Source organism: Megasphaera cerevisiae DSM 20462 (assembly GCF_001045675.1).
GTDB lineage: Bacteria > Bacillota > Negativicutes > Veillonellales > Megasphaeraceae > Megasphaera > Megasphaera cerevisiae.
Map to the genome: position 1 here is coordinate 84,218 of NZ_LEKT01000004.1, position 21,471 is coordinate 105,688.

Annotated in this window: 19 protein-coding genes; 1 reads left to right on the forward strand and 18 read right to left on the reverse strand. The window is 45.0% G+C overall.

Features of this window, described 5'->3' with window-relative positions; all coding sequences use genetic code 11:
- Positions 1-5: 5 nt before the first annotated feature.
- The 7 genes from rsmI to AB840_RS02315 all read right to left on the reverse strand — a co-directional run bounded on the left by rsmI (position 6) and on the right by AB840_RS02315 (position 6,206).
- The gene (gene rsmI / locus AB840_RS02285; protein ID WP_048513211.1) at positions 6-851 is read right to left on the reverse strand and encodes a 16S rRNA (cytidine(1402)-2'-O)-methyltransferase; all 846 of its coding nucleotides are present in this window, start codon (positions 849-851) and stop codon (positions 6-8) included.
- On the reverse strand, positions 851-1,615 hold the full coding sequence (locus AB840_RS02290; protein WP_171969700.1) for a tRNA1(Val) (adenine(37)-N6)-methyltransferase: 765 nt from the start codon (positions 1,613-1,615) through the stop codon (positions 851-853). The genes rsmI and AB840_RS02290 overlap by 1 nt, the downstream gene beginning before the upstream one ends.
- Positions 1,605-2,450 (reverse strand): PSP1 domain-containing protein, encoded by an 846-nt coding sequence (locus AB840_RS02295; RefSeq protein ID WP_048513212.1) that lies wholly within the window; start codon positions 2,448-2,450, stop codon positions 1,605-1,607. Before AB840_RS02295 ends, AB840_RS02290 begins: the two co-directional genes overlap by 11 nt.
- The gene (locus tag AB840_RS02300) at positions 2,451-3,443 is read right to left on the reverse strand and encodes a DNA polymerase III subunit (RefSeq protein WP_048513213.1); all 993 of its coding nucleotides are present in this window, start codon (positions 3,441-3,443) and stop codon (positions 2,451-2,453) included.
- Between the two features lie 98 nt (positions 3,444-3,541).
- Positions 3,542-4,219, reverse strand: a complete 678-nt coding sequence (locus tag AB840_RS02305; RefSeq protein WP_048513214.1) for a dTMP kinase — start codon at positions 4,217-4,219, stop codon at positions 3,542-3,544.
- Positions 4,220-4,285: 66 nt separating this feature from the next.
- Entirely contained in the window at positions 4,286-5,740 is a 1,455-nt protein-coding gene (locus AB840_RS02310) for an aminotransferase class I/II-fold pyridoxal phosphate-dependent enzyme (RefSeq protein WP_048513215.1), read from the reverse strand.
- Positions 5,733-6,206, reverse strand: a complete 474-nt coding sequence (locus AB840_RS02315) for an NUDIX domain-containing protein (RefSeq protein ID WP_048513216.1) — start codon at positions 6,204-6,206, stop codon at positions 5,733-5,735. Before AB840_RS02315 ends, AB840_RS02310 begins: the two co-directional genes overlap by 8 nt.
- Positions 6,207-6,400: 194 nt before the next feature.
- Between AB840_RS02315 and AB840_RS02320 the strand changes: the two genes are divergently transcribed.
- Positions 6,401-7,237 carry a pyridoxamine kinase gene (locus tag AB840_RS02320; RefSeq protein WP_048513217.1) on the forward strand — a complete coding sequence of 279 codons (837 nt, stop codon included), beginning with the start codon at positions 6,401-6,403 and terminating at the stop codon, positions 7,235-7,237.
- Positions 7,238-7,316: 79 nt separating this feature from the next.
- Here the strand turns inward: AB840_RS02320 and AB840_RS02325 are convergent, their stop codons facing one another.
- The 11 genes from AB840_RS02325 to AB840_RS02375 form a co-directional block, all read right to left on the reverse strand.
- A complete protein-coding gene (locus AB840_RS02325) occupies positions 7,317-9,014 on the reverse strand; it encodes a polysaccharide deacetylase family protein (RefSeq protein WP_048513218.1) in 1,698 nt (565 codons plus the stop codon).
- A complete protein-coding gene (locus AB840_RS02330; RefSeq protein ID WP_048513219.1) occupies positions 9,011-10,033 on the reverse strand; it encodes a glycoside hydrolase family 18 protein in 1,023 nt (340 codons plus the stop codon). The genes AB840_RS02325 and AB840_RS02330 overlap by 4 nt, the downstream gene beginning before the upstream one ends.
- A gap of 25 nt (positions 10,034-10,058) precedes the next feature.
- Positions 10,059-11,930 carry a polysaccharide deacetylase family protein gene (locus AB840_RS02335; protein WP_200809895.1) on the reverse strand — a complete coding sequence of 624 codons (1,872 nt, stop codon included), beginning with the start codon at positions 11,928-11,930 and terminating at the stop codon, positions 10,059-10,061.
- Positions 11,927-13,750, reverse strand: a complete 1,824-nt coding sequence (locus AB840_RS02340; protein WP_048513220.1) for a glycosyltransferase — start codon at positions 13,748-13,750, stop codon at positions 11,927-11,929. Before AB840_RS02340 ends, AB840_RS02335 begins: the two co-directional genes overlap by 4 nt.
- A 30-nt stretch (positions 13,751-13,780) precedes the next feature.
- A complete protein-coding gene (locus tag AB840_RS02345; protein ID WP_159445779.1) occupies positions 13,781-14,677 on the reverse strand; it encodes a polysaccharide deacetylase family protein in 897 nt (298 codons plus the stop codon).
- Positions 14,678-14,687: 10 nt separating this feature from the next.
- Positions 14,688-16,013, reverse strand: a complete 1,326-nt coding sequence (locus AB840_RS02350) for a nucleotide sugar dehydrogenase (protein ID WP_048513222.1) — start codon at positions 16,011-16,013, stop codon at positions 14,688-14,690.
- Positions 16,014-16,054: 41 nt separating this feature from the next.
- Complete coding sequence (locus AB840_RS02355; RefSeq protein WP_143745044.1) at positions 16,055-17,644, reverse strand: autotransporter outer membrane beta-barrel domain-containing protein; 1,590 nt, start codon at positions 17,642-17,644, stop codon at positions 16,055-16,057.
- A 326-nt stretch (positions 17,645-17,970) separates the two neighbouring features.
- Positions 17,971-18,309 (reverse strand): DUF192 domain-containing protein, encoded by a 339-nt coding sequence (locus AB840_RS02360; RefSeq protein WP_048513224.1) that lies wholly within the window; start codon positions 18,307-18,309, stop codon positions 17,971-17,973.
- A 1-nt stretch (position 18,310) separates the two neighbouring features.
- Positions 18,311-19,258: a type II secretion system F family protein gene (locus tag AB840_RS02365; RefSeq protein ID WP_048513225.1), complete on the reverse strand. Its 948-nt coding sequence runs from the start codon at positions 19,256-19,258 to the stop codon at positions 18,311-18,313.
- Positions 19,252-20,649 carry a CpaF family protein gene (locus AB840_RS02370; RefSeq protein WP_048513226.1) on the reverse strand — a complete coding sequence of 466 codons (1,398 nt, stop codon included), beginning with the start codon at positions 20,647-20,649 and terminating at the stop codon, positions 19,252-19,254. Before AB840_RS02370 ends, AB840_RS02365 begins: the two co-directional genes overlap by 7 nt.
- Before the next feature lie 12 nt (positions 20,650-20,661).
- Complete coding sequence (locus AB840_RS02375; protein WP_048513227.1) at positions 20,662-21,120, reverse strand: TadE/TadG family type IV pilus assembly protein; 459 nt, start codon at positions 21,118-21,120, stop codon at positions 20,662-20,664.
- Positions 21,121-21,471 lie beyond the last annotated feature (351 nt).

Genomic DNA, 21,471 nt, shown 5'->3' on the forward strand with positions numbered 1-21,471 from the left:
GCTTATTATAAAGTAAGTGCAGCTTGATACACACTACGTTTCGGCACTCCACAACGCCGCGCGACGGTACGGACCGCCTCTTTTTTATCAACGCCCTGTTCCATCAAATCCCGAACCAGAGACGCATAATCAACGCAGCCGGGCACAGCTTCCCCTGATACAGGAACAGCCCCGGCAACGAGAATCACAAATTCACCGCGGACCCCTTGCCCGGCCAGATCCGTGCAAAGTTGGCTGAGCGGACCGCGCAGATATTGTTCATAACGTTTTGTTAGTTCCCGGCAGACTACTGCCGGCCTATCGCCAAGCACGTCTGTCATTTCACGCAAGACCGCCTGTATCCGGTGCGGCGCTTCATAAAATATCAAGGTTCCTTCATATTCTTTGATAGCCTCCAGCACAGGAAGACGATGCTTTTGCGTTTTTGGCAGAAATCCGATAAATGTAAACCGCGTCGTATCCATTCCCGATGCGATAAGCCCCGTGAGTCCGGCGTTGGCTCCCGGCACAGGAACTGCGGGAATACCGGCAGCAATGGCCAGACGCACCAGATCACTGCCGGGATCGCAGATAGCCGGCATACCGGCATCACTGACCAGAGCAATCATCGCTCCGGCTTTAAGCCGCTCGATGATCAGCGGTCCTTTTTCCGCCTTATTATGCTCATGGTAGCTGGTCAGCGGCGTATTAATATCGTACGCATGCAGCAGCAGCTTGGTATGACGTGTATCCTCTGCGGCAATCATGTCTGACTCCCGCAGGCAGCGGACTGCACGATAGGTAATATCCTCCATATTGCCGATAGGCGTTGCACATAAATACAAGGTCCCCTTTTGAAATACTTCTGCCATCACATACCCTCTTTTCCGGTCCCCAGACATACCGCTTTACCGTACATGGCTAATACAGCGTGACTGTAGAAGCCGTCTTCATCATGAACAATAACAGGTGGTTCTATACTCATACCCGGATTGCCGCCACGTATACCTTCTACGAGAAAAAGCTTAGCCTTTTTATGGGCCCGTCCATGGATCATCTGCACAGCTTTAGGCTCCAAGCCATAGCAGCGCATCGCTGCCAGTACATCTGTCAGCCGGTCTGCAATGTGAATCATGCGAAACCGGCCATGATATTTCAACGCATACCGGGCCGCCTCCATAACATCCGTCAGGGTTGCCGTTTCCTCATGACGCGCCCTGCGGATGCCCTCTGCTTCACTAACGGCACCGCGCGCTTTTTCACGATAAGGTGGATTGACGTATACTGCCGCGTAGGCACCGCTGGCAGACCAGGAACGGATACGTCGGTAATCCTCTTCTATAATATGAATACATTCTTCTCGACCATTGATACCTGCATTGCGCCGGGCAATATCTGCCATGACAGGGTTGAGCTCCACACCGGTAATATCTGCTGCGCCCCGAGACGTCAAAATAAGCGGAATCGCCGCCGTCCCTGTCCCCAGATCCAATGCCGGCCCATGCGGAACTGGTCCGAAATGGGCCAGCAGGACGGTATCCAGTGAAAAGCAGAACTGGTCGTCCCGCTGAATAATTTTCATTCCGTCCAGAACGAGATCATCCAGCCGTTCATGAGGCTTTAACTCAATCTTCATGCTCTGCTTCTGCCACATCGGACCAAGAGACATTGACAGTATGTCCATTTTCCAATTGTACCTTGACCGTATGATCCTTCATGTGAACGCGCAGGACGGTTCCCACTCCCTCGTCGGTAATAACGCGCCGTCCCACAACCGGCGGTTTCTGCTGCTCGCAGTTTTTCTGCTGGCAGTTCGTACATTTCAGTTCCCCCGACGTATACAGCGAATTTTCATACCGCAGGCAGCACATAAGCCGTCCGCAGATACCGGAAATTTTCGTCGGGTTGAGCGACATGCCCTGCCCCTTAGCCATACGAATAGATACGGGCTTAAAATCTCCTAAAAAAGAGGCGCAGCACAACGGCCGTCCGCAGCAGCCGATGCCGCCGATCATTTTAGCCTCGTCACGCAGTCCTATTTGACGCAGTTCGATCCGAGTTCGAAATACAGAGGCCAAGTCTCTCACCAGCTCACGAAAATCAATACGTCCGTCCGCAGTGAAAAAGAAAATGATTTTACCCATATCAAAAGTGTAATCCACATCAATAAGTTTCATCGACAAATTATGCTTCGCTATTTTTTCCAAACAAATACCGAATGCTTTTTTTTCCCGTTCTTTATTTCGTTCGACCTGACGCAAATCCTTTGGCGAAGCCTTACGGATAATAGGCTTCAGCGGCTGTACCACCTCCGAGGCATCAACACTGCGCGGGGCAATGACGACGGAGCCATACTCCATCCCCCGCGCGGTTTCGACGATGACACCATCGTTTACAGCAAGGGAAATTTCCATCGGGTCAAAATAATATACTTTTCCGGCCGCCTTAAAGCGTACACCTACAACTATCAACTAAATACCTCCTTTGGCTTTAATACATTGAATGCTCACATAATCCCAAACCAGATGCACGTTGACATGACGCACCAGCGCCTCCATGCCCTCGTCTAGGACGGAAAGAATCTTAAAAATACCTGTATCTGTCCAACAGGTCAATAACTTCATCATATCATCTGTATATCTTTTAAGCCGCAGTCCGGACTGCCCCGCACCGCTTCGCAGTACTGCCATATCCCGCAGGAACATCGCACTCCAGCGAAGAATTTCTGCTGTCTCCCCCTCCGTCAGATTCACAGAGACGGCCAGCCAGGCAGCGTAAGGACAAGCATGCTCTCCCATAATACGGAGAAAATCAAGAGCATAGCGAACTTCATCAGAGCCAGTCCCCTGAAGATAGTCAAAAACGGCACGGACAATACCATTACCCCAAGCAACAGCATCTTCATAGTCCTGCGCCCTGCCGCCGTGCAGCCGCAATAACCCCGCCAGCATTTCTGCATCGCCAACAGGCGAAAAAAAGATTTCCGTACAGCGCGAAACAATCGTAGGGAGCAGCAGTGCCGGCTGATCTGTAATCAAAATGAAACAGACGCCGGACGGTGGTTCCTCTAATATTTTCAGCATACGATTGGCGAATTCCGTGTTCATCGTTTCTACATGGTCAATAATGCAGACACGGCTGCTGCCTGCCTGTCCTTGAAGCATAAGCCGGCTTTGAAGCTTCCGGAACTGATCAACTTTCAGCATAGCGCCTGCCGGAGCCAGATAGTACGCATCATCCCGATCCGATTCGAGAGGCTGCCCGGCTTTAGCTTCTTCATGTAAAAAAAGCGGGCGTCCTACCATAGCCGAGGCTATGGCCCGGGCCATCATCGTTTTTCCGATACCAGCAGGACCGGCAAAAATCATGGCATGGGGCATGCGGTCCCTTGCCTGCCAATGGATCAACCGGGCCTTAATCGCTTCATGTCCGATGATAGAGTCAAACCACGTATTATTATCCATCGCCAGCCCTCCTTTGCAGGAAATACTATCTAACTAATTCATTATAAAAAAAAACAGCGGCAAAGTCTAGTTTTACCGCCAAATTTCGCTGATTTTGCTTATTTTTTCAAGAGTTTTAAAACGATACTATATACGTCCTCATGGATGGCCTCAACAGACCGCATACATTCTCCTAAAGCACATGAAATGCACTGCCAACTATACTGTTTTGCCAACTGGTCATATGCCTCATGACATTTTTTCAAAAAAGATTCATTCTGTTCATGAATATCCCCGGTTTGTCCACCCGTTTTTCCCATCCTGGCAGCCATAAGCTGTTCCGTTACCGCCAAAGGAACATCCAGAAGAATCACCATATCCGGTACGGGAAGACCCATTTTATGAAATTCAAAATCCCATAGCCAGTCCAAATACCTTCTGCGGGCCGCCGGATCTTCTATTTTTATCATTTGATAGAGCATATTACTCGTCGTATACCGATCGGCAATCACAGTTCCACCCTGCAACAGAAAATTCTTCCATTTCGTCTGATACGAAGCAAAGCGGTCTACAGCATAAAATGCCGATGCCGCATAGGGATTGACAGAATTGGCATCCCTGCCGAAATCACCGTTCAGGTACATTTTGACAAGGGCACTCGATTCACTGTCATAATCCGGAAAGCTAACGCAGCGGACCTGCCGCCCTTCATGCTGCAGCCGTTCTGTAAGCAGCCGTGTCTGTGTCGCTTTGCCGCTGCCGTCGCCGCCTTCAATAATGATCAAATGTCCCGTCATAGTATAAACCCATCCTTTTTGATTAATAAAATGATTGGACCGCTTGCCGCAGCCGATCCGCATACGCTACAAACATAACACGCGGACAGTCGGCAGCAGTCCGCCGGCAGCGCCGTTAGGTCTGTATCCTGCCGTCATTTTTCGTGCTATATACTCCAGGCAGGCAGCTGTTATTTTTTCTCCCAGTCCGACAACGGGAATGCCCGGAGGATAAAACGATATAGCTTCTGCGGAAACGCGGCCCAAAGCCTGCGTCAAAGGCACAGTTTCTACTTCAGCATTCCATGCTTCCTGCGGCGATACACAAACTTGCGGTATCGGAAGCGGCGGTTCTGTCGATCGTTCCACCGCACAGACAGAATGACTGGAAGCAATACGGCGACAGGCTTTTAACAGCGCCGCTGTACTGGCTTCACTGTCCCCTATCGTAATCAAGGCCAGGACATGGCTGCCTGCGGTCATTTCCACCTCAACTCGTTCTCTGCGCAGAAGCCGCTCAGCTTCTCTTCCATCCAGACCCAGGCCGGAAAAATCAATAGTGATTTTTGTTTCATCAAAACCTCCGACAGTACTATAATCCATGATTTCCCGTCCAAAGGAACATATCCCGGAAATCAGATTCAGCTCATGACGCAGCTGACGCGCGAGAGCCAGCGCCCGTCCGGTCAGCCGTTCCCCATCCAGCGCCAGCTGACGCCGGGCACTGTCAAGGGAAGCTAGAAACCAATACTGCGGACTGGTCGACTGGACCAGCGCCATAGCCGCAGCAATTTTATCAGTCAGCGGAAATGCCCTGGCACAGTGGAGCATAGAGGTCTGCGTCAGCGAACCTGCCAATTTATGCGTACTTTGGGCAACACAATCAGCACCGCAGACCAGCGCTTCTTTGGGAAACGCCGCTTGAAAAGGTAAATGAGCACCGTGCGCCTCGTCTACCAGCACATAGAGTCCTTGTGCATGGGCATATCGTACCATTTCCTCTAGCTGTATGGCAACGCCATCATAGGTCGGATACGTAACTAGAACCGCTCTGGCTCCGGGATGAGCCTTCACAGCCCGCTTCAATCCGTCCAGATCCGGCCCGAGAGAAATCTGCTGCACCGCAGCAAATCTGCTTTCCATGTATACCGGCACAGCACCGCTCAGTACGAGACCATTCATAACGCTGCGGTGTGCCTCCCGGGGAAGAATAATCTCATCGCCACGGCGGCACACCGCCAATATCATCGCTTCAACGCAAGCCGTCGTCCCATTGACGGAAAAGAAGGTTCGTCCGGCCCCATACAAGTCCGCAGCCAACTGCATTGCCTCCCGCAGCGGTCCCTCTGGTCGAAATAAATCATCCAGCGCATACATAAGTCCCAGATCCCGATCCAGCGCGCTGCCGAAAAGCTCCTTTTGATATACGGAGGCGCCACAGCCCAACTTGTGACCCGGCGTATGAAACGGTACCATATGACACCGGCAGTAATCTTCCAGGGCATCTACAAAAGGCACCTTATGCTGATTTTCCCTATCCATGACGTATACACTCCATCTGTTTTAAAAAATCCTGAATCAGCGTCTTGCCCGTATCATAGGAAAAGGCTTTCATCTGCATCAAAGAATGCCAAAGGGAGTCATGAATACAATAACCTGAAAATTCATCTGCCTCTACCCAGTGATATGCCAAATGCTCATTTGAAATCCGAACGGTTTCCGTATCGGCAAGAGCCGTAAAAATAACTCCGTTTAAAAATTGTCCGTCTTTCTTTTGGTAGCTCCAAATGCCTGCCGGTGCCGCCAGTTGAATGGACAACCCCGTTTCTTCCCGAACCTCCCGCCGCAGGCCGCTGATAAAGTCTTCCTTAAAACGCAGGCCGCCCCCGGGAAATTCCCAATGATGAAGTCCCTCTGCATCATTTTTCTGCAGCAGCAGCAGTTTTCCTTCATGAAAGATCATCGCTTTTACACTTAATCCCATCATTACATTTGTTTCTTGTCCCATGCCGGGCCTCCATTCCTCTGCCAGCTCCCGTTTTCAAAATAGTTTGTGATTATTGTACCACAGAGACACAGCAGGGTACAGAGAGAAGCACAAAGATATCTTTCCCGGACAGAATCATTTTCATCTGTCCTATTTACTTACGCCAATTTCTGCTGTAAAATAGGGGCACAGTTACATAGAGGAGGAATTAGTATATGGCTACAAAACGCGTGCTTGCAATTCATGATATATGTTCATTTGGCCGTTGTTCCCTGACTGCCGCAATTCCGGTCATTTCTGCCATGGGTATTCAGGTATGTCCGTTTCCCACGGCACTGTTCAGTAACAATTTAACCTATGGCACATTTACTTTTTCAGATTTCACACCGCACATGAACGAGTTCATGGACATGTGGCAATCGCTGGGCTATTCCTACGATGCCGTGTACAGCGGATTTTTAGCGGATGCCGCTCAGATTGCAGTAGTACAGGATGCTATCCGCCGTTTTGCCAAACCGGATACCCTCGTCATCGTCGACCCGGCGATGGCAGACGACGGTAAGCTGTATCCCGTATTTAAGCCTGATATCATCACAGAAATGGGGAAATTAATCGGTAATGCCACCGTTATTACACCGAATTATACGGAAGCCTGCCTTCTCCTAAACCATCCGTATGCAGACAGGATCCCTTCCACCAAAGACATGACAGAGCTATGCCGGCGGCTGATTGATCAAGGGCCGGAAAAAGTCGTCATTACCAGTGTTCCAGCGCCAAACGAAGAGATCAAAATTGTCAGCTATGACAAGCAAACTGCATCGTTTGATGAATATGCAGTACAGCGTCTCCCCTTCAATACTTGCGGCACAGGAGACCTGTTTTCCAGCGTTCTGACAGGTGCACTGCTGAACGGCAGTAATCTGCACGCAGCCGTTCGAAAGGCAGCAGATTTTCTGAGCTATGCTATTACCTACACCTATCATTCTGGTTCAGATTGCCGCGAGGGCGTACAGGTTGAGCCATGCTTGAAGAAGCTGATGGAAATACAGTAAGCCGCAATAGTAATTTTATAGTTTTTCAAGATACCAGGCTAAAAATGCATACTCATTTTTGCCTGGTGTTTTTATTATATCATACCTGCCTTCTTTGAAGGGACATCATTTGCGTATACCCTTCTTTCAAGTAATCATTCAGCCGGCCCACTTTAAATTTTTCAGGGTCCGTATCCGGACGTTGTTCATTTTCCGTCAGCACAAGATCTAATGCCTGAGGAGTAAACTTAGCGGTATCGCTCATATGCATAATAATAATAGATCCCTTTCGTACATGTCGTTTATCATCATAAATTCCAGCCTTAATCGCTCCTACTAAATAGGATACAGATTGTGCACGATAATCCTCCGTGCTTTCGTAGCCAGAAACAATATAAGTATACCCCGCATTCAAAATAATTCTGCTTCCCACTTTATTGATCGCTAATGTTGGCGGGCGAAAATAACGAGTCAGCATATGCCGTCCATCTACAGTAACATCCCCGACCACATTTGCCAGCCGTTCATAGGCAGTAGTAACATCTGTTGTATAGTCTTCCGGAGATTGTAAATCACGAATTTTACCATTTTTTTCACGAATTGCCATGGGACGATGCAAATTGGTGTGGCTGCCGATCTCATTACCAGCTGCCGCTATGGAACGTAATAAATTGGGATTATTGGGCATAGATCGCGTGATAATAAAAAAGGTTCCCGACACATGATGCTTCCGCAATACGTATAATAATTTATTAATGGACGTATCATTTCCCCAATCATCAAAGGTAAGAAAAATAGTATTGTCTGCTGCATTTTTCACGACTCCAGTTTTATCTGCTTTACGCATAATATCTCTATCAAAACCATACATACGATCATCTGTACCCACTTCAGGTGAGCCAATGTATCGTGCAAGAAATTCTTTAGCAAAATTTTTATCATTGATAGGAGTAGCAACATACCCAGGCTGTAAATCCTTCGGAATAGTCGAAACATCGCAGGGATACGTATAGAGATACTTAGTTTGATGTAAAGCATCTTCAACACTGCATATCTGATATGCGGAATCATTTGCGGGATTCGTTTCCGGCGTATCTGTAAAGGTACGATATGCAATATTATCTATTTTTTGTTCCTTCACTGCCATCATCATATCACCAACCAATGTCGGATTTGTATAAAAGTCCATGCGAAAATACGCAATTTGTCCACGTCCCATAGACGTTGCCCATTTATTAAAAACAACCGGCATAACCTCTGCAACTGTTTGGGCCTCTTTATTCTTAGATAATACGACATTCACAGTTTGCCCTATCAGCAGACATCCTGTTGATGCAACCGCTTCCCGTACAGCCGCCGTATCAGGGCCATACATTTGCCGCACCAATCGAGTATCTATACCATATTTTCCGTGCAATGCCCCGCGAATTCGTTCAATTTGAGCCGCAATCACGGCAGCACCATCCGTTTCATTAGGCCGTACACCTATACCGATTTCTTGTCCATAAGCTATAATATTTCGAATAGTATCCGCATTGTTCCGCAGTTCTTTTTCCGTTACAAAAAAAGTCCCCCGCATGTTTTGTTGTCTCATCCGAATCAGCACATCATTGACTGAATCGGAACGGCCAAGTCCGCCGAATGTAAATATAACCCCCTGATATGTCGTTGGCAGACTATTCATTTTTTTTACTGAAGATATATCTGATTCCAAATCAGCACTTTTTCCTATTGTGCTAAAAGAAAAAATCAGAAAAATCAAAAAAATAAGAAAGGGAATCGTATGTCGTTTCTTCATGTACCACCACCTCTTTCATTGAGCCGTTCTATCTGCAGATTTCCGCCCAGGCGCCAAATAGAAACATCCGTATGACCATAAACAGCCATCAAATGTATCCAGGCATTCAATGTTTGTCGATCTGCATACCATACGACATATTGATGCCCTTCTTTCATATATTCAAAATGCAAACATTGGCTGGCAGTATCTCGTTCCGGTTTCGCCCGTTGTTCTTCAGCTAAAGAAACCGCATCTTGCTCACTAATAAGCCGCCCGTTATTCCCATCCTCCCAGACACATCCTCCCGTCGCAAAGGCTGCTGATGTATGTCCCGGCAATAACGCCATCCCTTGAGAAACCCGAACAATAAAAGGCTCATTTGCTTTAGGCCCCGGGCCACTGTGTGTACCATATAAATTATACATCATGACTACATATTGAGGCCCTAGTGGATATGGATCGGCAAACGGCGTTGCCGGCTCCAGATCCACCCGCAGTTTCAGTCCTTTTTGACTGGACTGCGTATAGAGTATTTCTAAAAAATGCAAGAATTTTTTTTGCAGTTCTGGATCCTTCCATACTTGCTCATAATCAATTTCAATACCGTTATAATTATTTTTTTCAGCCAATTCAATAATATCATGAACATGATGTTCCAATGAATATTCGTCCTTAAAAACGCCACGAAGGACATCCAAGTCCTTTAAAGAATTCTTTCCATGTCCTGTCTTTTTATCATTGACAATTGTCAAATAAGACGTTCCCGTTTTTTCTTTTTTTATATTTTTTTGAGCAGTCATTAATTCTTGCGGAATAAATAATTGATTGCGTTCATCAAAATATGCCGCAAAATAGGATATACTTTGTATTTTTCCGCCTATTTTATGGTATTCCTGCTGTCCTCTATCCATGTCCCAATATACCATCCATGAGGATATACGCATATTAGAGGCATTGCCACTTGGTACCCCACTGCAGCTAATAATTACAGCCACGGAGACACAAAACACAAATGATTTAGCTATCTTAAATTTCACATATATTCACCTCTCCTAGATTGCATTACAAATGCTCGAGGAACAGCCCTAATATTCGTTCCCACCACATTACCAGTTGATACCGCATATACTCCCACCCAGTTAATTCCAATGAAAAGAGTACCTTTTCTTTATCTTCATCCATTCCTGTATTCATACAAATTTTAAGATTATCGAACACCGCGTCATATACATCATCGCCCTCGTCATTTTTACTCCATACGGCTCCCAGTAATACGTCTCCTGCCTCCGTAATAGACACAGGCAGATTAGAGACGGCCTCCTTTCCATCGACAATCACGCTTATATTATCGTCCCTTAACGAAATATGCAGCAAATGATTTGATAACTTGCCCGCATTCAAATGCCCTTCATAAGGTAGCGCTCCCTCATCAATACCAGCTGCCGGCTCATTTTTTCTTTTTTCTGCCTGTGCTTTAAATGCGGCACTTTGTTTAGCCGTCGGAGCATATTTTGCATATGTCTGATATTCCTGCACTTCTGCGTTTCGCTGATCTTCTTCGATGGAAAGAGTCTTTTTTCCTAAAATATCATCCATTTTTTTGCGAAAGATATCCGTTTTTTGATTGTGCCGGCGCTCGGTAAGAACTAAATATCCATCAGATAATGCGACACTGATATAGGTATTCATTCCCTTATCCGCTCGCAGAAGGAGTTGCTGGGTTCCCAATTCATTGCCCTTTAAGCGAACAGAGACATGCAAATTTTGATATGTTCCACTATTTTTCAATTTAATAATCGCATTTTTTTCAGGAAGGGTCGTTAAAATCAGTATAGGACCTTGTATTTCAGAAGCGCCTTTTAATAAATCCCACTTTTCCTGCCTTACTTCATCGCCCTGAACAAATGAAATATCTTGACCAACATCATATTTAATTCGCATGAGCAGATGGTTTACCGGCCAGTATGGCTTAGGCTGCATCCGTGTTAGATCGTACATACTACTATTACGTTGATTAAGGGAATAGCCTTCCCTATTAAAGTTTATCGTAAATAATTTACGTATCCATTTTTCATTCACAGCACTTACTTCATTATTATTCCCAAATTGTGTGGTATTCGCATGCATCAAAACATATACGGAAGGGACAAAGCCAAGTTGTTTGATATATGTATCACGCAGATGTTCGTAATCATAATTGATACGATTCACCATTTGCCGGTGACTCTCTGTCGGAAAACCCTCCTTATCCCGAATATAGTCCATAAGATAATGATTATAATTTCGTCCCAAATACGGACGCATCATAGAATATTCCAATGAGCTAATATCTCCAATATAATTATGATACCGGTCAAATACATTGATATATTCTAATCGATACCCGTTTGTCCCCATTTCCCAAAACGAGGAGTTCTGCAAATTTGTCAGATCCTGCGGGGTTAAAAATTTAGTATCTTTTTTATCGAATTTATCCGGGTACGTAAACATCGTAGCTTTATAATTTAACTTCTCTAAAATATTCTGTGCAAAAATAGCCGTATCACGACGACCATCCTCAAACATTAAAAACAAGGCTTTAGAGGGCAACGGGGTATTATTTTTATAATAATTTTCTATATCTTTTTGAGTAATAGTGACATATCCTTGTTTTTGCAATGCCTGAAGATGTTCTTGCAATCTATCCTTTCCAATCAAATCGGACGTATTTCCCAGACGATCTACCCCAAAATAAGATAAGGCAATAAATCCTGTGTTTTTCTTGTTACTCATTGCTATATTGGAATCATATGGATGATACGTACGAAAATTAATAAACAGATGCGCCAGCAAAACAATAGCTATACCAAGAATGATAACCTGAAAAACCGTACGCTTCATTTTTTTACTGTTTTTTTGTTTTGTAAATTCAATATCTCCCAGATTCATGATCATCTATCCTTCCTTCGCCGCTTTTTAGCTAATGCAGCCAGATCAGCAGGAGTCATGCGTGTCCCCCATGTGGATTTCCAGAAGGTAAACCATGCGGCAGGCATTTGCCATAATAAAACAGCCTCATAGTACAAGCAAAACCAAATGCCATAAATCCACGTTGTACTGCGTCGTAAAAGCAATTGCACTAAACTCATAAGCATAGCCATCATTGCCATACCTACAAGAAACGTAGTGGGAAAAACACGATGAACAATTGGGACATATAACAAATTATATAAAACAATCACAGGTGCCGCGATCGGAACCAGCAGGCCCATATAAAAAAACAGGGCCATAAACGGCTCTTTTTTCCACATGAAGCGGGCCGCAATTAATGACTCGCGAAGCCAGGATCGTTTCCACCTCATTTGCTGCCGTAAAAAAACAGAATAGGTTTTGGGGACAATAGTAGAACATATAGCAGTATCCTGATATGTAGTGCGATGATGCCTGAGAATAAAATTAGTCATACTGCGATCATCGCCAAAGGTTGCTCGTTGTCCAAGAAACGTTTGATGAAGCCAGTCATCACAATACGTTAGCACCAGATCCTTACGATAGCACGACAACGGTCCCGAGAGACATGTAGCGGCATCGAAATACCCTTCGGCAGCTTTCATAATCCGGAATGCAATATAATAACGCACAGACTGCATTTTAGTCAGTGCGTTGGTATAGGTATTCGCCACATCAGTGCGACCCGATACACCGCCCATTTTACTATCTTTAAATGGCTGAACCACATTTCGGATAGCAAACGGATCCAAAAAGCTATCGGAATCAACAAATACCAATAACTGATGCTGCGCCTTTTTAGCCCCTAATGCCATTGCCTCACGTTTCCCCTTATTGACAGGCTGAGAATAATACCGAATGCGCTCTGCTATATTAAACAATTTATCTGTACTCTTTAATTGGTCTATCGTTTCATGAATTTTTTTCAGGGATTGATCATTTGAACAGTCATCTACAACAATTACTTCTAAATTCTCCGGCGGATAATCTTGATTTATACAACTAAGAATCGTCCGTTGAATCCATCGTTCTTCATTAAAACAAGGAATAACAATTGATACTCCCGGCGTGTACTTCATATCTACGGGAACAGGTCTGTATAACGCTCCAAAAAAATACCTTGATAGCAGCAGCGTTGCCGCTATTATACTATACAAATACAAGTATTTGTTAAACTGAAAATAAATAACAGACTCTGACCGCATCATAATAACGATGAAGGAAACGATAAAAATGAAAAAGGATGCCGTTCCCAGCATATACCATCCACGCTTTTTAGCTACATATTCTGATAACGTTTTCCGAAAGCGAACTCCTGCGCAAAAGGTTCCTTCCTCGTTTATAAAAGTGCGCACACACTCAACAGGCAGTTTATTAATACGTATTTCATATCCCTCCGGCATAGAGCCCGGCACAATATCAAAACTAAGACGTATTTTAGGGGCTGTCACAATCTCCTGTCCCTGTACCTTGTCCTGAAACTGTAGCAGCATTCCGGTAGTAGAAATATCCCTGGCATATGCCACGCATTGCTGCTCACCTGCATCGCTCTCATAATAGATGGTCACAATATAATCGACGTGATAACGCTGTCCTTCTTTGGCACTCTTAGTTAAAATCCGGAACGAATCATTCTTCTTTTCGTTATTTTGCCAACGTCTATCCCGATTAGTGCGGATACCGGATGCATCGGGAACATAAGAAAGAAGCCTTCGATCCTGTTTTTCCTGCATCAAAACCTCTTGCTCTTCTACATCTTTTTTCATCAGTATACCCCCCTTATGATTCAGGAAAAATCAGAATGCTGAAAGAGATGTGGTTTCCAAGTGCTTCCGCTGCATCGCTTCTAACAGATATGCTACCTCATCTGCAATACGCTCCTCGCCTCCGCTCCCACTCGCTTGCTGTACATCACGAATCGTCGGTTTTCTGTCTTTTGCCCGTCGGGAATCCATTGTGTGATCTTTCGGTTTTAATTTTTCCACTGGTACTCCTACCGCTACAGAAATAATGCTCCCCGGCACAATAGAAGAAACAAGCACGTCTGCCTCTTCTATCGTATGTAAGGAATGACGCGGTATCACTACATTTTCCTGTACTACAAAACCTATGCCACAGGCGTTGACAGCTTCTAACAGCGGTATGGTAAAGCGCGTCTCAGGGGCCCTGAAATACTGAGGAGCTGTCCCGGTAAGATCGCTGATAACTTGTTGGGTACGACAAATTTGTGAAATCAATACTTCTGGTGAAAGGGTTTCAACGTGTGCCATTCCTACAAATGTATAGTTTTCAATTTCATAGCCCGCATTCCGGATAAGCTCTATCGAATCCGCTTGGCGAATCGCATTTTGTCCTTCCACAAAAAATACAGCCTGGACATGATAGTTTCTCAGCACCTGAACCAGACGCGACGTATCCGCTCTATCGGGCAATCCATCAAATACCAATACAACTTTTTGCGTACCTGATTTAGGTGAAATAATTGCTGCCGGTGTCGTTCCCATTTGCAGAACATGCAGTGCCCTCGCAATCTCATCTTTTGCCTGATATTGATCACTGCGATCTGACATATCTGTTGTTATACGAGAAGTTTGCATGGATTGATAAAAATCATAAGCACCTTTACTGGCACCAATAACTGCCAATAAAAGAAGCGCGCATCCCCCTGCTTTTAATTTTGACATTGTATCCATTGCAGTATCCTTATAAATTCCAATACACATATCCAGATTGTCGCATACTACTTGAGGAAAATATACTTTTTACATCAAGTAATACTCTTTTCTGATCTGATGAAGTGGTATCTTTATATAATAAATTAATATCTTCAATATTCATGCGGCGAAACTCCCGATGTGCTACCAAAAAGACTAAGCAATCTGCATCTTGTACCTCCGACATAGGAGTAAGACATACGTGAAATTCTTTTTCAACCTCCGCAGGATCCGCTTGCGGGTCCACCAATTTAGGAGAAAGGCCATATTTTTCTAACCAGCGGTACACTTCCATCGGTTTGGAATTACGCGTATCAGGACAGTCTTCCTTAAAAGTTATGCCCATAAGATAAATGGACGCATGACAAACATTGATTTTTGAACGTATCAATGTTTTGATTATTTCCTGTGCAATAAATTCACTCATCGTATCATTTACGCGTCTGCCGGAAGCAATAATCTGAGAATGGTAACCCAATAATCCTGCTTGATAAATAAAATAATATGGATCTACGCCAATACAATGTCCCCCAACTAACCCGGGTGTAAATCCAAGGGCATTCCATTTTGTATTCATTGCCTTAATTACTTCTGCTGTTTCAATATTCATGCGATGAAATACCATTGCCAATTCATTCATAAAAGCAATGTTGATATCACGCTGCGCATTTTCCACTAATTTAGCCGCTTCTGCCACCTGAATTGTCGGCGCACGATATACGCCGGCGTCAATTATTTTTTCATATACGGCAGCAACTACATCCAGTGTCTCAGCATCCATTCCAGATACAATTTTGACTATATTTGTTAAGCGATGACGCGTATCACCAGGATTAATCCGTTCCGGTGAATAGGCAATTTTAAAATCAGGGCCGCATTGCATTCCCGATACCTCTTCCAAAATAGGCCTGCAAATATCCTCTGTCACACCTGGATATACCGTCGATTCATAAACAACCACACTTCCTTGTGTGAGGTACTGTCCCACAAGCTGACTCGCCTTCTTAACGGATGTCAAATCCGGCGTTTTATCACCATGAATGGGAGTCGGCACTGCAATGACAAAAAACGCAGCAGTACTCATCTGCGCAGGCTGACAGGTAAAGTGAATTGACGTATGCTGAATAGCCATATCCCCCACCTCACAGGTAGGATCTTTTCCCTGCTGGTATATGTTTATTTTATGCTCGCTCAAATCAAAACCAATTGTGTTAAAATGGGTTGAAAAAGCAACTGCCAGCGGCAATCCCACATATCCTAACCCAACCACAGCGATAGCAGCTTGCCGCTGTTCCAATTGCTTAAGAATATTCATAAACACGCTCACTCCTTACAAGCCAATATTTTGCCAATGTTTTAATCATTTTCATAATTATTGAAGTAATATGAAAACCCTCCCCATATCGTATTGGCATGATCGCTAGTCTTTAGATCCCTTAGTCTGTCATATTCCATACTGAATACCATATTTTTATGCAAGGTATATGAAAAACCTATCCCCGGACCTTTAAACCCAGACATCCAATCAGCCGTACCATTCATAGTATGTTCCACATAGGTTGAAGCGGGTTGATGATAATATTTTAAATACGCATATATATTCCCCTTTTGCCAACTATTTTCTTTTCCCCGGGCCAACGTAACAACAACCCCATCACCATTTCCCACGCTCTCATCCTGTCCGTGCAAATACATCCCACCTAGTGTAAGCCACCCGCCAATAGGCCTACGAATATTTGCCATAAAAACATTTCGATTCCGTCCCCCATCGATATCAAAATGATATACCCCTACATCCAATCCGTAGTTGTCAGTATCATAAGACATGGATGCTGTGGCAACCTTTTTAGCCAAGTCAATTCTTCCATACTGCAGGCGATACGACCAGGGCTTACCATCCCCGTACGCTGCCATGATACCTTTGAATTTACTGTCATAGATATTTCCTTCGGCCATTGTCGTCCCGAAAGCTCCCGCAGATACCAATATATTTCCAGCATATCCCTGCAAATAATACCGATCTAAATTAATATTGCCATCCATGTCATCATATGACCCCCTCAAGGCCTTTTCACTTTCCAGCATTCCCAGCAAGTGCCAGTTATCATTAATGTTATAATCCATATACAATCGTTCCCGAAGACGTAATAAATTGTCAGGATATTTATTCTTCTTGGTTTGCTGATCGATAGTATGCTGATTATCATTACTGCGAGAATCCAAACGTACTTCTCCGTCTATTTTTAAACGTTTATCCATTGAAACAGGATGTTTGGGACTGCTAAGAACTGCAATATCACTTCCTTTCTGGATATCGAAATATCCTATATTGTTTAATTCAGGAGAAAATTCAGCCCGAAGTTTAGCTGCTTCCTGCCGCATATCCAAGGGAACAGTCATTCCATTATTACCAGATTCAAGTATTTTCTCTTGCAGTTCCTTCTTCTTCACGATGATTGCGTCCAGCTCTATTTTACGCTGTTCTGTCCGTCGTTTTAAAAAAGTCCATTGCGTAACAACATGTTCTAAGCTTTCTTCGTTTTTACGTTCTTCTGCCTGCAATCTATCCAATACATCAATCGGACTTCCTTGTAAATCTCCATACACTTGTTTACGAGAGTTTTCTTTGATTTTGGCTAATATGCGTGTATACGCAGACTCCATATCGATACTTTGCTTTTTCAGTATTTGATACTCTGCCTCATCTTGAACTGCTAAGCGTGATACCACACCATATGACCGAACCAAATTGTTCAGTGCTTCTGACTGATCTACTGCTTCCATATTTTCCAGCACAGATGCCGTCAATACTGCCATTTGCTGTCTGGACAATGTCCGAACCGTACCTGCTGGCGGTACCACATACCGTTTGGCAACCATCTCTTCCATTACAGCATAGGTCCACTCCGGAACATCAGCTGTTGCGGCCATGACAGCTACTGGCATTATTCCAACAGTAACCAATATGGCACAAAAACAATTTTTCCTTATTCTCATTGTCCTAATACGGCATCAATTTCAAATCCCCTCCCATTGATACCCTGCCTCCTTTTCAAAATGAAAATGCATCCTGCCGGCACACTTACCATACTGGTATGTTTTGGATAATTATTTTCTTTTAATTATATTTATTATATCATTATTACCAAATAAAACCAATATATTCTAGTATCTAATAAAGCAACACGTTGTATAAAATAGTAACATATATAGTAAAAGTGTCTAAAACCATACACCGGTTTTAGACACTTTTACTATAGCTATACCATATACTATAAAAATAACGGCTCCTGAAGTTTCCATCCCATAGCGGCAATCGTCCCTACGGGTACCTCAATCGTATGGACAGCTTTCAAACAGCCGCTGATTTGCCATGGCCGCAAATTTTGCACCAGCTTGACGATGCGGAAGTGTTTATCCACGTAGACCACATCGATTCCGTAGTGCATAAAAAACATGTGAATAGAATTGCAGTGCTTTAACAGCAATCCCGTACGGGCTGGCAATTGGCGGGTTCCCAGCAGGCCTCGCAGCCGTTCCCAAAACGAATCAGCCACATATAGCCTTACCTCCGGTTTACCTGCAGCATGTACTGCGCAGATCTGTTTCATATTACAAAAATCCCTTTCCCTGCGTCATCATGGATAAAATAACGGGTCCTAATATGACAATAAAAATAGTCAGAAAAATGAATATTGCTAATGGAAATATCAACTTAACCGGCAGCTTCATGGCCTTTTCACGAACGTTCTGCCGATGTCGTTCCCGTATGTTGTCAGCCTGTATCTGCAGTGTATGGGACATGCTGGAGCCCAGACTTTCAGATTGAATGACCGCTGCCACAAACATATATACCGAGCTGACATCGCAGCGCTGGGCCATATGGGTCAAGGCTTCGCGGCGGGGCATACCCATGCGTATATCATGAAGCATACGGTTTGACTCCTCCACCATGGGTCCCTTCATGCGCCGGCCTACACGGGCCAACGCTGCATCAAAGGAAAGACCGGCCTGCACGCTGATGCAGACAAGATCCATAATATCCGACAGTTGGGCGATAATCCCCTGCCGCCGCCGGGTAACCATGACACTCAAGCAAAACCAAGGAATAAATGCGCCGCTGAAAAACATCAGCAGCAAAACCACTATACGCTGGCCCAGTTGAAATTGTCCCTTAACAACAACCCCCAAAGATAAAATACAAAGCAAGAGACCGCAGCAGACCATGACAAAAAAGAAGGTGCCGGCATCCCAGATATATTGTTTGCCGGCCCACATAATACGACGTTCCAGTGCTTGATACAACGCCAGAGGGGTCATAGTTTTGACGCGATTCCCGATAAACGTCATAATCCAGTGCCCAATCTGCCGGAAGGAATCCCGCAGCGACTGCCGGCGCTGACGTCTGCCAGCACTCATTATATCGATAACCTGCAGACCTTGTACACGATTATGCACGACATAACGGGCCGAGTACATTCTAATTCCATAACTAATAAAAATGATAAAAACAAATATACCTGCCATAACAGAAAAAAATACCGCCATGCCGTTCACCATTCCCTCCGCTCATCTGCAGACGCATCAGATACTGTTATATCCGGCATTTCCACGCCGTTTACGATAAACTTCTCCATAAAACTCGGACGCAGGCCTGTCGCCTCAAAATGCCCAACCACCTTGCCGTCAGCATCGACACCCTTTGCCACAAACCGAAAGAGATCCTGCAGCGTGATCACGTCTCCTTCCAAATGCTGTACCTCCGTAATATAGGTCACTTTACGGCTGCCGTCACGCATTCTGGACTGATGAACGATCAAATCAATAGCTGACGCGATTTGTTCGCGAATCGCCCGGACAGGCAGTTCCATACCGGACATGAGCACCATTGTTTCCAAGCGGCTCAGCACATCCCGGGGGCTATTCGCATGGGCCGTCGTCAGCGATCCATCATGACCTGTATTCATAGCCTGCAGCATATCCAACGCTTCACCAGACCGAACTTCGCCGACTAGAATGCGGTCTGGGCGCATTCGCAAGGCGTTGCGCACCAAATCACGAATCGTAACTGCACCGCGGCCTTCGATATTGGCAGGCCGGGCTTCCAGTGTTACAACATGTTCTTGTTCCAGCCGGAGTTCTGCGGAATCTTCAATCGTTACAATGCGTTCGTTATGCGGGATAAACCCGGAAAGAACATTAAGCGTCGTCGTCTTTCCCGAGCCTGTGCCACCGGAAACGACGATATTCAGACGAGCCTGAATACAGGCCTGCAAAAAACGTACCATATCAACCGAGAGCGTCTCCATCTCCAGCAGCTTGTCCGTACCAATAATATCCCGGCTGAATTTACGGATCGTCAAACACGGGCCTACCAGCGACAGTGGCGGAATGATAATATTAACACGGGAGCCGTCGGACAAACGTGCGTCAACCAATGGCGATGCTTCGTCGACACGCCGTCCTAAGGGGGTAATAATGCGGTCAATAATATTCATCAAATGGGCCGCATTATAAAATTGTACATGAGTATGATGGATCTTTCCTTTTTGTTCGACAAAAATATGTTTGGGTCCGTTGACCATAATTTCCGTGACCGTGTCATCCTTAAGCAGTGGTTCTATCGGTCCCAGCCCGAGAATTTCATCAATAACATCACTGATGATCGTTTGCCGGTCACCACGCGGTACCATAAACGGGTTTTCATCAATGACACGATTGCAGTAGCCTGAAATCAACCGTTCCACAGCAGCGCGGTCCTGCTTGCCCCGCGTCAGGAATTGCTGCTGCTCAATATTCATTTCCGTTACGATGCGATGATGGATTTCCAGCTTTAGTGCCAGATACCGGTCGCCGGCACTAATATCGTCCAACTTTTCCCGCATGGAAAAGATTTTTTGAGGCACATCCCGTTCCGGGGTTGTACCCAACTGTTCTAATAGCGTTCCCATGACTTATTCTCCTTACGTATTCCCAGTATCGTCGTTTGCGGAATACCCTTCCCAGTACATCGTCGACTGTGCCGTAATCGTAGGCGGCAGGATGTTCAGATAAGAAGCCAGGCCATCGGAAGCTCTCGCCGCCGTCAGCGTAACCGTTACATGCGGATCTGTTTCCGAAGAAACTAACTCCACAGTAAAAGCCGCATCACTGCTGCTTGATGGCGACCAGATATACAAGCTTCCCAGCAGCGCATTCTGACTACTTCCCGTCTTGCGCGTAATAATGGCATTGCGCTCCGTCGTCATATTCGCCTCTGTTTGGACAGCTAATGCCCGGGCGCTTTCCCGTGCCAATGAGGCTAAGGTTATATAATCATAGCAAAGCATAAATATCAAATATACGCCAACGAGCAGCGGCAGCAGCATAAGAAATACCACAGCGACCTCAATCATCCCCTGCCCTTTTTTACGAATCGGCATAGGTATGCCTCCCCATATCTTGTATTGCATCACATATGTCCTTCTCTATTTATACCCATAGTAATGCGACCGCAGAATTACTCATATCACAGTAGTATAAAAAAGGGGATGTGACAAAATGAGAAATCATTTTGTCCACATCCTCTTTTTATTTGCATCTTGAGGTAATAAGCAGGAAATTACTGCAAAATAGGCATAAAACCCCTTTCCCCATAAAAACTGCTTTTCTAGAGTTTATGCGGCTTTCTTCAAACGTAGTCTTTTATTGTGGTATTTATAAAGATTATGCCCGATAGAAACCAGGAAAATCTCTAAACGTACTTGTTCCATGCCTTTTCGAACGATTCTTTT